The sequence below is a fragment of the Roseobacter ponti genome, from assembly GCF_012932215.1.
GTDB lineage: Bacteria > Pseudomonadota > Alphaproteobacteria > Rhodobacterales > Rhodobacteraceae > Roseobacter > Roseobacter ponti.
Genome location: NZ_CP048788.1, coordinates 935,189 through 947,882, shown reverse-complemented (window position 1 = coordinate 947,882; position 12,694 = coordinate 935,189). Strand labels below are relative to the sequence as shown.

General features: G+C 60.4%; 14 protein-coding genes. 8 read left to right on the top strand and 6 right to left on the bottom strand.

All coding sequences use genetic code 11. From position 1 onward, the window contains the following. The first annotated feature begins 8 nt into the window (after nt 1-8). From G3256_RS04665 to G3256_RS04650, 4 genes are all read left to right on the top strand, one after another. Complete coding sequence (locus G3256_RS04665) at nt 9-536, top strand: hypothetical protein (protein ID WP_169639711.1); 528 nt, start codon at nt 9-11, stop codon at nt 534-536. Continuing rightward, entirely contained in the window at nt 533-955 is a 423-nt protein-coding gene (locus tag G3256_RS04660) for a hypothetical protein (RefSeq protein WP_169639710.1), read from the top strand. Before G3256_RS04665 ends, G3256_RS04660 begins: the two co-directional genes overlap by 4 nt. A gap of 630 nt (nt 956-1,585) precedes the next feature. Further along, entirely contained in the window at nt 1,586-1,810 is a 225-nt protein-coding gene (locus G3256_RS04655; protein WP_169639709.1) for a hypothetical protein, read from the top strand. Between the two features lie 96 nt (nt 1,811-1,906). Next, nucleotides 1,907-2,584: a hypothetical protein gene (locus G3256_RS04650; RefSeq protein ID WP_169642329.1), complete on the top strand. Its 678-nt coding sequence runs from the start codon at nt 1,907-1,909 to the stop codon at nt 2,582-2,584. On the opposite strand, the gene G3256_RS04645 is transcribed toward G3256_RS04650, so the two are convergent. Continuing rightward, on the bottom strand, nt 2,585-2,983 hold the full coding sequence (locus G3256_RS04645) for a c-type cytochrome (RefSeq protein WP_169639708.1): 399 nt from the start codon (nt 2,981-2,983) through the stop codon (nt 2,585-2,587). Nucleotides 2,984-3,083: 100 nt separating this feature from the next. Here G3256_RS04645 and G3256_RS04640 point away from each other — a divergent pair, with 100 nt between their 5' ends. Further along, entirely contained in the window at nt 3,084-3,539 is a 456-nt protein-coding gene (locus G3256_RS04640) for a DMT family transporter (protein WP_169639707.1), read from the top strand. Here the strand turns inward: G3256_RS04640 and G3256_RS04635 are convergent. The 5 genes from G3256_RS04635 to proS form a co-directional block, all read right to left on the bottom strand. Continuing rightward, nucleotides 3,502-4,497 carry an Ldh family oxidoreductase gene (locus G3256_RS04635; protein WP_169639706.1) on the bottom strand — a complete coding sequence of 332 codons (996 nt, stop codon included), beginning with the start codon at nt 4,495-4,497 and terminating at the stop codon, nt 3,502-3,504. The two genes, G3256_RS04640 and G3256_RS04635, sit on opposite strands and share 38 nt — an antisense overlap. Nucleotides 4,498-4,551: 54 nt before the next feature. Next, complete coding sequence (locus G3256_RS04630; RefSeq protein ID WP_169639705.1) at nt 4,552-5,241, bottom strand: ABC transporter ATP-binding protein; 690 nt, start codon at nt 5,239-5,241, stop codon at nt 4,552-4,554. Beyond that, nucleotides 5,234-6,520: an ABC transporter permease gene (locus G3256_RS04625; RefSeq protein ID WP_169639704.1), complete on the bottom strand. Its 1,287-nt coding sequence runs from the start codon at nt 6,518-6,520 to the stop codon at nt 5,234-5,236. Before G3256_RS04625 ends, G3256_RS04630 begins: the two co-directional genes overlap by 8 nt. A 54-nt stretch (nt 6,521-6,574) precedes the next feature. Next, nucleotides 6,575-7,072, bottom strand: coding sequence for a DUF2937 family protein (locus G3256_RS04620; protein ID WP_169639703.1), 498 nt, complete (start codon nt 7,070-7,072; stop codon nt 6,575-6,577). Between the two features lie 67 nt (nt 7,073-7,139). Further along, nucleotides 7,140-8,531: a proline--tRNA ligase gene (gene proS / locus G3256_RS04615; RefSeq protein ID WP_169639702.1), complete on the bottom strand. Its 1,392-nt coding sequence runs from the start codon at nt 8,529-8,531 to the stop codon at nt 7,140-7,142. 172 nt (nt 8,532-8,703) lie between these two features. Between proS and G3256_RS04610 the strand changes: the two genes are divergently transcribed. Genes G3256_RS04610 through G3256_RS04600 form a run of 3 tightly spaced genes read left to right on the top strand, consistent with a single transcriptional unit; the run spans nt 8,704 to nt 12,671 of the window. Then, entirely contained in the window at nt 8,704-9,771 is a 1,068-nt protein-coding gene (locus G3256_RS04610; protein ID WP_169639701.1) for an AI-2E family transporter, read from the top strand. A 1-nt stretch (nt 9,772) separates the two neighbouring features. Continuing rightward, nucleotides 9,773-10,453, top strand: coding sequence for a P-loop NTPase family protein (locus tag G3256_RS04605; RefSeq protein WP_169639700.1), 681 nt, complete (start codon nt 9,773-9,775; stop codon nt 10,451-10,453). Between the two features lie 43 nt (nt 10,454-10,496). After that, entirely contained in the window at nt 10,497-12,671 is a 2,175-nt protein-coding gene (locus G3256_RS04600; protein ID WP_169639699.1) for an RNA degradosome polyphosphate kinase, read from the top strand. Nucleotides 12,672-12,694 lie beyond the last annotated feature (23 nt).

Genomic DNA, 12,694 nt, shown 5'->3' with positions numbered 1-12,694 from the left:
TGAACGAAATGGATTCTGAACAACCAAGCGTTCCGACTTTAGTAAATTCGGGTGCTACTGGCGGTCAGTCCTTGGATGGCGAAGTCTTGGACGACAGCAAGCTTACGAAAGCCGAATATTCGTCTGGCAACAAATTTGTCGCAGCACTCAGTGAAGTTAACAGCAGCGCAGCTCGCGGCATTTCTACGTCGTCAGCCCAACTGGCAATAGCTAGAATGGATGAGTTAGTTTCAGAAAACAGCCGGTTAACAAAAAAACTAGATAAAACTGAAAAATTGTTGTCGTCAGTAAATGAAGAAAAATCTGAGTTGGAAAAAAACCTTGCGGTTGAAAAAGTACAACACAGGGCTTCAATGGATATCAATCTGATGTCAGCATTCTTGATGGTCTTGGGTGCAATTGCACTGTCACTCTCACTTTATCCTTTTGGAGATCCCAATGCGCCCAGTGTGAACTGGTACTTTTTTGGTGGCGCTCTGCTTTGCTACGGCCTCGCCCTGTTCGGTAATCCTATCCTCCGGAAGGTAAACAAATGAATGGGCCACTCGATATTAAAGATGTTGTGGATCGTGGGAAACCCAATAGCGAAAGAATACCAATACTTGTCAACGAAGACTTTTATCTTCAATATCAGTGGATTGGCCTTGGTATTAAGCAACCAGAACAAAAAATATTCCCGATCAACGATAACTGCCTCTGGTTAGGTTCTGGCCAAGTGTACAAGGGCGATTGGATTTTCGTCTATACAGGTAAAGGGAATCCCACGACCACGCCCATTCCTAGTCAGGACTCCAAGATATACACGGTACACTGGAACAGAAGTACGACGTTATTTAACTCAGCGGAAATTCATCCGTATTTGCTGGACGGTGGTATTATACTGCCACCTTCTTTCACTCCTAGCCCAAGCTTATCCGAATTGCTTAGCTCGTTAGGAAAGGATGAAGAAGGTTAATGGCGCTTAGTGCTTGAGGCCCCGCCGCGGGGTGCGCCCGTCCGGGGCTTCACCCGTTGGACCCTGATCTTCTGATGCCCACCCCGGTCCCTCCGCCCCACCACTCCTCCCCCATGTGCACCGGACCGGTGCACAGCCTGTGCACACTCTGTGCACGCATGTCATACGCCTCTTTTTACCCCTTTGGGCTCCTTCAGCAGTGCTGACCCGGGGCCCCACGGGCCCGCTACATCGCCATCATATGGGCCACCTCAAAAGCGATCCAGACGCCGGTCAGGGATGCAAAACAGATCACGACGGGGATAAGTACTCTGGTCATTCTGACGTCCTTTCAGGCACCCCGCGCGGGGCGGGGCGGTCTGTGCGGCAGGTGCTTCATACCCCTGCGCTCTGCACCCGAGGTGGGGGGCAGGCCCTGACACATAAAGCCCCCGCGCTGTCACTTCTGCTCACCCCGGCGGGACCGGTCTGAAACAATTTCAGCAGGCCTCCGGCATCGGGCCGGCACGATTCCACAAGAATTTCCCAAGCATTTTCATGCGTTTATAAATCATTTTACGTCTGCTGAAACTCTGCAGGCCGTTGTCGCGTGGCTCAAGGACAGACAAACCAACCAACAGAGGAAACCTCATGTCACTCGTCAAAACACTGACCCTTATCGTTTTCACCACGGCACTTGCCACCGGCGCTCTGGCCAAAGGCCATGACCAGGGTCGCACTGACACCCCCGGCGGCCCCGATGCCCGCACTGAAACCGCCGAAGGCGCACACGCCGGTGTCGGCAAAGACACCGACAATATTTCCAAGCGCGGCGCACAGGCCCGCGCATCCAAAGGCAAGCCTGCCCGCAAGTGAACCACGCTGGTCCCCGCGGGGACGTGCGATCACAAATCGATCAGACGCGCGGATAGGGGCTTGATCCCGCCGCGCGTTTCGGGCCCTGCTGCGGTCATGCGTATCGTTCTGATCTTTATGATCTTCCTCGCGGGCTGCGGCCGGCCCCTCACAGATAATGAAACGGCATTCGCGCGCACACTGCACGGCGACACGCTGAAGACGGACCGGGTGCGTGTCGTGAATGGCGCGCCGACCCGCGCAGTCACCTTCCGGCGTGAAGCACGCCCGCGCACGACCTGTCGCCAGCGGATCCTGCCCCCTGTTGAGGACGCCGTGGTAACTTCCAAACCCGCAGCCGTGGCACTCTGGAACACGGTCCTTTTTGACCGCGACTGGTACACCGAAGACTACGTGCCTGAATATCCGGATCAGATCGGGCTGGTCGCGGCGATGCTCTTTGCCCATGAGATGCTGCACGTCTGGCAATGGCAGAACCGGCGCGAGACGGGCTATTCACCCCTCCGCGCCGCATTTGAACATGACGGCGGCGGTGATCCTTATCTTTTCGACCTGGCAGAAGCGCCGGATTTCTCGGACTTCGGGTTCGAGCAGCAGGGCGCGATCATGGAGGAGTATATCTGTTGCAGAGCCCTTGCACCGCAGGCACCGCGCACGCAGCGGCTGCATGATCTGCTGTCTCAGGCGATGCCTGTCTCGCCCCTGCCGCAGTCACGGGCATGGTCGGTCGGCCTGCCCTGGGACGGGGTTGAGCTGCAGGGGATCTGCAGCTGATTACCGGCGCTGCACGGTTTGCAGCCAGTCGATGATGGCGACCTGTGGCTGCGCGACTGCCATTCTGCCCGACCCGGTCCGAAGCCTGCGCGTCTCCCTGCTTTGCAGCGTCGGGATTTCCGCCATGCGCCGTCGGGGTTGCGTGCCGAAAGAATAGGCCTCAAGCATCCACGCGACACGTGCTACCGGAAAGTCGCCGCCGTTCTGCGCGGCCAGAACCGTCAGATCCGCCGGCGTCCGCCCGAGGCCCGCCACATTCGCGCCGCCCCCGCCGCGCGCATCACCGCCATGACAGACAGCACAATGGGCTGCAAAAAGCACCGCACCCTCTTCGGTGCGCGCGCCACCGCAACCCGTCAGAGCCAGAACCGCGCAGAGCATCAGAAATCTCCGGGTCATATCGCCTCCAGACTGTCCGGCCCGTCCGGCAAAGCCGCTTGCCGACATGGCCTCACAAGGCCATGGTCGCGTTAGGATCAGGTTAAAGGAGCCCGTCTGAATGACCCAGCACGCCATTATCATGACACTCGCCGGCATCGGGATCCCGTTGCTTGCCGCACTCAACGCGGCTCTGGGACAGCGGATCGGATCGCCTGCAGCGGCTGCGACGGTGCTCTTTGTGGTCGCTTTCGCCAGCTGTGCCATTGTGATGATGATGACGGGCACAGGCGCCCTCTCACGGCTGAGTCTCGCGCCGAAACACCTTTTCCTGGGCGGCGTTCTGGTCGCCTTTTACGTACTCAGCATCACCTGGATCGCGCCGGTTTTCGGCATCGGAAACGCGATTTTCTTTGTTCTGCTGGGACAACTTGTCAGTGCGGGCGTCATTGATCATTTCGGTCTGTTCGGGGCTCGGCTTTCGCCGATGACCGGCACGCGTGCATTCGGGATCGCCCTGATGGCCGCCGGCGTCTTTTTCACGCAGAAGGTGCAGGCCCCTCCGCCAGTTCTGTGATCTGCGCCCAGACAGCGTCAAGCACATCGACCTTTTCTGCTGCCGTCCGGTGCTGCCCCGGCATACGCGTGCCTTCATCAAGCGCCACGATATCCTCCAGTGCCCGGAGCCGGTCGGCAAAGCCGGACGATACGCCGGGGTCCATCAGAATATAAAACTGTCCCAGATCGTGCGGCGGCCCGCTTCTGGCTTTGAGCGGTTTGACATCGCGCGACAGGGCGGAGCCTGTCATCCCGGCGGCCAGCAGTTCCGCCATCAGCCCGAGCCCCCAGCCCTTGTATCCACCCACAGAAACCAGCGAGCCCTTCAGAGCCGCGTCCGGATCGGTTGTCGGGGCACCCGAGGCGTCGAGCGCCCAGCCCTCGGGGATGGATTTTCCGGTGGCTTTGGCCATGGTGATCTTGCCGAGTGCAACTGTCGTCGTCGACTGATCGAACTGCATTGCGATACCACCCGCGCCGTCAGGCACGGAGAAGGCGATCGGGTTGGTGCCGATGACGCGCGTTTGTCCGCCGGGTGGTGCGACGATCGGCGAGGCATTGGTAAACCCCAGGCCGATCAGCCCGGCACGCGCGATCTGTTCTGTGAAATACCCCAGCGACGTGCAGGTATGCGCATGGGCGACGGCCAGTGTTGCCACCCCGTTTTCGCGCGCAGCATCGAGGGCCGGTACAAGGCCATGGGCAAACGCCGGCTGCGCAAACCCGAACCCTGCGTCAACATGCACAGCTCCCGGTCCTGGTTTGCTGACCACGGGATCGGCATCGCCGGTCACCCTGCCGCTCTGCAGCTGATGACAATAGCTTTCCACATAATAAAGCCCGCAGATCCGGTTACCGTGGCTTTCTGCTGCGGCCACAGCACGCGCCACTTCGGCAGCAGCAAAGGGAGATGCACCGTGCGCACGCAGCGCGGTTGCAGTTGTTGTTTCGATTTCTTCCACGGAAAGAACTGGCATAGCGGTCACCTCTTTCGCACAGTTGTGCGCAAGGCATCCGCAAGGTCAAGTTCTTCAGGACAGGTTGCTCACCATCTGACCGCCATCAAGGAAGATCCGCCGGTCCATGCGTGTAGCAAGACCCGGATTATGAGTTGCAATCAGCGCACAGAGCCCGGTTTGCCGCACCAGATCCATCAACGTGTCAAAGACCTGATCGGACGTCTGAGGATCCAGGTTTCCGGTCGGCTCATCAGCGAGCAGCAGTGCCGGCGCATTTGCCATGGCACGGCAGAAAGCCACCCTCTGCTGCTCGCCGCCCGACAATGCAGCAGGCCGGTGACCGGCGCGCGGGGCAACGCCGACGGATGTGAGCAGCTCCATCGCGCGCTCTTCGGCTGCACGGCGTCCGGTCCCGTTGACCAGCTGCGGCAGGACGATGTTTTCGAGCGCCGTGAACTCGGGCAGAAGGTGGTGAAACTGATAGATGAACCCCACATCCGAGCGCCGCACTGCGGTACGTCTCCCGTCGGAACGTCCGGTCATATCCTCGCCACCGATATGAACCGTGCCCGCATCCGGCGTATCCAGCAGACCGGCGATATGCAGCAGGGTCGATTTACCTGCCCCCGACGGCGCGACAAGGGCCACGACCTCCCCCGGCGCCAGATCCAGACCGACACCGCGCAGTACCGTCACCTCATTGGGGCGTCCGGTGTTATAGGCCTTGGTGATGCCTTTGAGGGACAGCACCGGCTCACTCATAGCGCAGCGCCTCGACGGGGTTCATCCGCGCCGCTTTGCGGGCCGGAAAGATCGTGACCACAAAGGACAGCCCCAGCGACAGCGCCGTGGCCGAGAGCACATCATCAAGATGCAGTTCCGCCGGCAGCGCATAGATGCCCCGGATCGCCGGATCCCAGACACCGCCGCCCATCATCATGTTCACAAAGGAGAAAATCGGATCGATATAGAGCGCAAAGATCGACCCCAGGATCACCCCCATCAGCGTTCCCGCAATGCCCGTTGACGCACCACAGATGAAAAATACCCGCAGCACCGAGCCCTCGCTCAGCCCCATGGTACGCAGAATACCGATGTCGCGCCCCTTGTTTTTGACCAGCATAATCAGCCCGGAGACGATGTTCATCGCCGCGATCAGCACAAGGATCGACAGGATGATGAACATGACGTTGTCCTCAACCTCAAGCGCGCGCAGGAACCCGCCTGAGGCATCGCGCCATGTCCAGACCTGGCTGCCCGGACCCGCCGCCTGCAAAAGTACAGGGGTAATGCGGTCGACGGCTTCGGGCTCTTCGATCATCACTTCGATCTCGTCTGCGGTATTTTCTTTGTTGAAAAACACCTGGGCCTCGTCGAACGGCAGATAGGCGCGCGTGCGGTCGATGTCATAGCGCCCGGCGGAGAAAATAAAGACCACGTCATAGGCATTGATGCGGGGCGATGTACCAAAAGCGGTTTTCACCCCGTCAGGCGAGATGAGCCGGATTTTGTCACCGATGCCCACCCCAAGCTCGCGGGCAAGCCCGGATCCCAGTGCAATCCCCTCTCCGAAGGCACTGATATCGCCCAGTGCGGCGTCAGAACCGGCAATGCCCGGAAGGCTCTCAAAGTCCGCTGCGGCGATACCGTAGAGATCAATACCAGAGTTGCGCCCCTGCCCTGCGCCCATCACCTGCGCCCGGATCAGCGGTGCGGCCCGGGTTACACCGGGCACTTCGGCAAGACGCGCAGCCATGTCATCGAATTCCGTCATGCTGCGGTCCACCCGGCCCGACGCATCCACTTCTCCAAAGGAATAAACCGTCACATGCGCATTAGCGCCGAGGATCGTTCCCACAAACTCGGCCCGGAAGCCCGACCGCACAGCCAGCGTCGCAATCAGTGCAAAGACCGCCAGCGTGATACCAATGAGGCTGATCCAGGTCATCGTGCTGACACCCCCCTCGGCCCGGCGGGCGCGCAGATAGCGCCAGGCGATCATCCACTCAAATGCGGCAAAGGGGGCGGTTTTTCCGGCCATGTCAGTTCCCGGTCTGCAAGGTTGCGCGCAACCTGATGCTTTGGCACTGGCGGGTCAAGCGGTCATCGGCCTGCGGCGGCGTGACGGCACAATCAGCATCCGGCAGACCCGGAGCGCCAGCCATGTGGCGACAAAACCTGCGCCGGCAAAGATCAGCGTGGCAAGCTCCAGCGGGAGCGCGGGGCGAAAGGCCTGCAAGGCGCCGGAGGCAATCTGCGGGTCGGTCATCCGGGGTGCATTCCAGGCCCGCATGAAGGGGCCGAGGTCTTCGAGCACGGCAAGGTCAGCCGAAAGAGACGCGTGGCGGGCAAAGGTCCGCTCCATATCGGCCCTGCGGCTGGTGACAAAGGCGGACCCGGTCATCCCGGCAAGTGCGTCAGCACGGCTCAGTCCCAGCGTTGCGGCAGAGGTGTCAAAATCGCGCACCACTTCGCCTAGCGCATCCACGGCGCCGCCGAGGCGTTGCAGATACTGCTGAGAATAAGCGGGAAACTGCGCGGCGCCAAAAGCACCGGCGAGCCCCAGGGACAGCGTCACTGCGCGAAGGATCATATCCTGCTCCTGCTCTCCCCCAGGAGGCATATCACAGCATAGCAGAGCCGTCAGATCGCGCAAAGCCTCAGATATACGTGTGGAACGCGCGCTCTTTCATCATCTCAACATGCTTTGTACCGCGGTGGCCGCTGTAAATCCCCACGACCTTTTTCACCGCCTCTTCAGGTGTCAGCTCTTCGCTCTCACCTGTGCGGCGGCTGGTCAGTTCGACCACACCGTTCTTCAGCCCGCGCGGGCCCACGGTGATCCGCCAGGGAAGGCCGATCAGATCCATAGTCGCGAATTTGCCGCCCGCACGCTCGTCACGGTCGTCATAGAGCGGATCGAGCCCTTCGGCTGTCAGCGCCGCATAAAGCGCCTCACAGGCGGCGTCAGCGTCGCTGTCACCCTGTTTCAGGTTCACGATGCCGCAGTGAAACGGCGTCACCCCTTCGGGCCAGATAATGCCCCTGTCGTCGTGGCTCGCCTCAATGATCGCGCCCACGAGGCGGCTTACCCCGATGCCGTGGCTGCCCATGTGGACCGGCACAGGCTTGCCGTCCGGCCCCTGAACCGTGGCACCCATGGGCTCGGAATACTTTGTGCCGAAATAGAAAATCTGACCGACCTCGATACCGCGCGCAGTGCGCCTGCGCTCTTCAGGTACCCCCTCAAAGATCGCCGCATCATGGGTCTCGTCCGTGCGGGCATAAAGATTAGTGAACTCTTCGAGGATCGACTGGCACTGGGTAACATCGTCGTAATCGATGTCCCGGTCGCCAAAGGTCAGATCGGTCACCGCGCTGTCATAAAATACCTCGCTCTCGCCGGTCTCTGCCAGCACGAGAAACTCATGCGTATCATCGCCACCGATGGGTCCGCTGTCTGCACGCATCGGGATCGCCTTCAGACCCATCCGCTCGTAAGTGCGCAGGTAGCTCACCAGATGACGGTTGTAGGCGTGCAGCGCGTCCTCTCTGGTCAGATCGAAATTGTACCCGTCTTTCATGTAAAACTCGCGGCCCCGCATCACGCCAAAACGCGGGCGCATCTCGTCACGGAACTTCCACTGGATGTGGTAAAGCGTCAGCGGCAGATCCCTGTAGCTGCCCACATGGCTGCGGAAGATGTCGGTGATCATCTCCTCGTTGGTGGGACCATAGAGCATATCGCGGTCCTGGCGGTCGCGGATGCGCAGCATCTCAGGGCCGTAAGCGTCGTACCGCCCGCTCTCGCGCCACAGATCCGCAGGCTGCACCGTGGGCATCAGCATCGGGATATGGCCCGCGCGCTGCTGCTCTTCATGCACGATCGCTTCGATGCGACGCAGCACCCTGAACCCCATCGGCAACCAGGAATAAATTCCCGCTGCGTTTTGCTTGATCATTCCGGCGCGCAGCATCAGCCGGTGGCTGACAATCTGGGCCTCGGCGGGGTTTTCGCGCAGTACGGGCATAAAGTAGCGTGTGAGGCGCATCGTGGCTGGTCCTTCGGGTAAGATACTCAGCCTCTGACTATGCCAAAGCGCGGGCCCCCGCAATCACGCACTGACCTGCCCGCGGTGCTGCACGCGCGCTTTTTCCGGCCGCCCCCTTGCAACCGTCCGGCGCATAGGCAATGTGGGATGCATCCCGCAACCGGAGACCCCGATGGCACTGCCCGTTCGCGATCAGATGATATACTGGAGCTGTGCCGCAGCCGTCTTTCTGGTGCTGCTGTGGTCTCTGGGGCATGTGCTGCTGCCGTTTATTCTTGGCGGTGCGATCGCCTATTTTCTCGATCCTGTGGCCGACCGGCTGGAACGTTTCGGGCTGAGCCGTACTGCGGCCACGGCGGTGATCACCCTGGCAGGATTGCTGGTCTTTATCATCATGGCGCTGCTTGTGATCCCCACTCTGGTCAACCAGTCGATCCAGCTCGTACGCGCCGCCCCGCAGTACGCAGACTCGCTTTCTGCATTCGTCACAGAACGCTTTCCCTCGGTGCTCGAAGAGAGCTCGACCATGCGCCAGACCCTCAACAACATCGGTGCCGCGATCGAAGAGCGCGGAGCCGCCCTGCTGGAAACGGCTCTGAGCTCTGCTGCTTCGCTGCTGAATGTGATTGTGCTGCTTGTGGTCGTGCCGGTGGTGTCGGTCTATCTGCTGCTCGACTGGGACCGGATGGTGCAGCGCATCGACGAGCTTCTGCCGCGTGATCACGCCCCTGTCGTGCGCCGGCTTGCCCGCGAAATCGATAACACGCTTGCGTCGTTTATCCGCGGGATGGGCACCGTCTGCTTTATTCTGGGCACGTATTACGCCCTGGCTCTGATGCTGGTCGGGTTACAGTTCGGACTGGTCGTGGGCTTCATCGCCGGGCTGGTGACCTTTATCCCTTATCTTGGCGCACTGATCGGCGGTGTACTTGCCATCGGGCTTGCGCTCTTTCAGTTCTGGGGAGACTGGGTCAGCATCGGCCTGGTGGCCGGCATCTTTGTTCTGGGCCAGATCGTCGAAGGCAATATCCTGACACCCAAGCTGGTGGGTGACTCGGTCGGGCTGCACCCGGTCTGGCTTATCTTTGCACTCTCCGTCTTTGGTGCGCTCTTTGGATTCGTGGGCATGCTGGTCGCCGTGCCGGTGGCTGCAGCTCTGGGCGTCATCGCCCGTTTCGCGGTCGAAAAGTACCAGCATTCACTGCTCTATCAGGGCAGATCGGGCCGGGGCGACACCTGATATGGCCGAACAGCTCGGATTTGACCTGCCCGGCGTTGCAGCGCTGGGGCGCGATGATTTCCTCGTCGCTCCCTCGAATGAAATCGCTTTTGCAATGATCGACGGCTGGCAGACCTGGCCGGGCCGGAAACTCCTGCTCACAGGGCCGGAGGGGTCAGGCAAAACCCATCTCGCGCATGTCTGGGCGGCCCTCTCGGGGGCAAAGGTCATCTCTGCCTGCGACCTGACCGCCGATATGGTGCCCGGTCTTGCCGCAGGCTCAGTGGCTGTTGAAGACACGGACCGCATAGCAGGCAACGCGCAGACGCAGCAGCATCTTTTTCACCTGCACAACCTGGTGCTGGCGGAATCCAACAGCCTGCTGCTCACCGGCACCGGCCTGCCTCAGACATGGGACATCGGCCTTGCCGATCTGGCAAGCCGTCTGGGCGGAACACCGATGGTGGCCCTTGAGCCGCCCGATGATGCACTCTTATCAGCCGTTCTGGCCAAGCTGTTTGCCGACCGCCAGCTCATGCCGAAACCGGATGTCATTGCATATCTGATCCGGCGCATTGACCGGTCCTTTGCTGCCGCCCGTGATGTGGTATGCGCACTGGATGCCGCATCGCTGGCCCGGAAAAAGCCGGTTTCCCGCAGTCTTGCCGCCGATCTGCTGGACAAAGAGGGCCCGGCGCGCTGATATATGTCACCGCTCCGTTACAATTTACCAGCACAAGGCACGTATGACCTACGCCGACTTTCTGACCGCTGATTTCCCACCTGCAACCGAGATGCCGGATCTTGATACGTCAGGTCCCGCCCGGTTCTTTAACCGGGAGCTGAGCTGGCTCGGCTTCAACTGGCGCGTTGTGGAGGAAGCTGAAAACCTCCGCGTGCCGTTGCTTGAAAGGCTCCGGTTTCTTTCGATCTCCGCTAATAATCTCGACGAGTTTTATACCGTGCGGGTGGCCGGTCTGCGCGAACTTGCCCATGCGGGTAATACGACGCCAGGCGCTGACGGGCTCAGTCCTGCTGAACAGCTTGTGCTGATTGATCAGAATGCGCGCAGCCTGATGGAAACCCAGCAGAAAGTTCTGGTGAAGCTGCTGGCGGAGATGGAAGAACAGAAGATATCCGTCCTGCGCAACAGGGACCTCACAGACGAAGATCTGACGTATCTGGAGGACGTTTTCCTCACCCAGGTCTTTGCGGTTCTGTCGCCTCTGGCGATTGATCCTGCGCATCCTTTTCCGTTTATTCCCAACACCGGCTACGCGCTGGCGCTTCAGCTTGAACGCAGCAGCGACAAGCGGCCCCTGCAGGCGCTGCTGCCGATCCCTGCACAGATCGAACGTTTTATCGCCCTGCCGGCAGGTGAAGGCGAAAACCGGTTTCTGCCGCTCGAAGAGCTGCTGGTGCTGAACGTGGGCGGGCTGTTTCCCGGGTACAAACTTAAAGCGCATTTCGAGTTTCGCGTACTGCGTGACAGCGATCTCGAGGTCGAGGAGGAAGCCGAAGACCTCGTACGCGAGTTCGAGGTGGCCCTTAAACGCCGCAGGCGGGGCGAAGTGGTGCGGCTGACGCATTCCGCAGGCGCCCCCGAAAAGCTCAAATCGGTGATTATGGAAGAGCTTGGCGTGGACGCCGAAGAAGTCATCGAGATCGACGGCATGATCGGCTCGGCTGATCTCAGCGAGCTGGTTCTCGACAGCCGCCCCGATCTGCTCTGGCCCAGCTTCACACCGCGCATCCCCGAGCGCGTGACCGATTTTGAAGGCGATATGCTGGCCGCTGTGCGAAACAAAGACATGTTGCTGCATCACCCCTACGAGACCTTCGATATGGTTGTGCGCTTTCTGCAGCAGGCCGCACGTGACCCGCAGGTGGTGGCGATCAAACAGACCCTCTATCGCACCTCACGCGACAGCCCGATTGTTGAGGCGCTCTGCGAAGCGGCCGAAGAGGGTAAATCCGTGACCGCTCTGGTGGAGCTCAAAGCGCGGTTCGACGAGGCCGCCAACATCCGCCAGTCGCGCCGTCTGGAGCGGGCGGGCGCGCATGTGGTTTATGGCTTTTTAGATCTGAAAACCCACGCAAAAATCTCCACCGTGGTGCGGCGCGAAGGTAATCAGCTGGTGACCTACACCCACTACGGCACCGGTAACTACCATCCTATTACGGCCCGCATTTACACCGATCTGTCGCTCTTTACCTGCGATACGCGCCTCGGCCGTGATGCGACCAAAGTCTTCAACTATCTCTCCGGTTACGCCCAGCCTGAAAAACTCGACAACCTGGCCATATCGCCCACCACACTCAAACCCCGCCTGCTGGAACTGATCGCGGCGGAGGCAGAGCACGCGCGCGCCGGCAAACCGGCCGTCATCTGGGCCAAAATGAATTCGATCATCGACAGTGAAGTGATCGACGCACTCTATGCCGCCAGCCAGGCGGGCGTGAAAATCAGCCTCGTCGTACGCGGCATCTGCGGGTTGCGCCCCGGCATCAAAGGGCTGAGCGAAAACGTCCGCGTCAAATCTATCGTCGGACGCTTCCTTGAGCATTCGCGCATCGTCTGTTTCGGCAACGGCGCCGGACTGCCGCACAAAAAAGGCCGGGTTTTCATCTCCTCCGCCGACTGGATGGGCCGCAACCTGAACCGGCGCGTGGAAACCCTCGTTGAAATCGAGAACGCGACCGTCAAGGCGCAGATCGTCAGCCAGATCATGGCCGCCAATCTCGCGGATGTCGCGCAAAGCTGGGTCATGGGGCCTGATGGCTCGTTTGAACGTCCGCCCCTGCCGGAAGGCGCTTTTGCGTTCAACTGCCACCGTTTCTTTATGGAAAACCCGTCACTGTCCGGGCGCGGCTCGGCCGGAGCATCGGACGTGCCCAAGCTGACCCATACCGAAGACTGAGACCGCAATTCCGGTAAATCCGA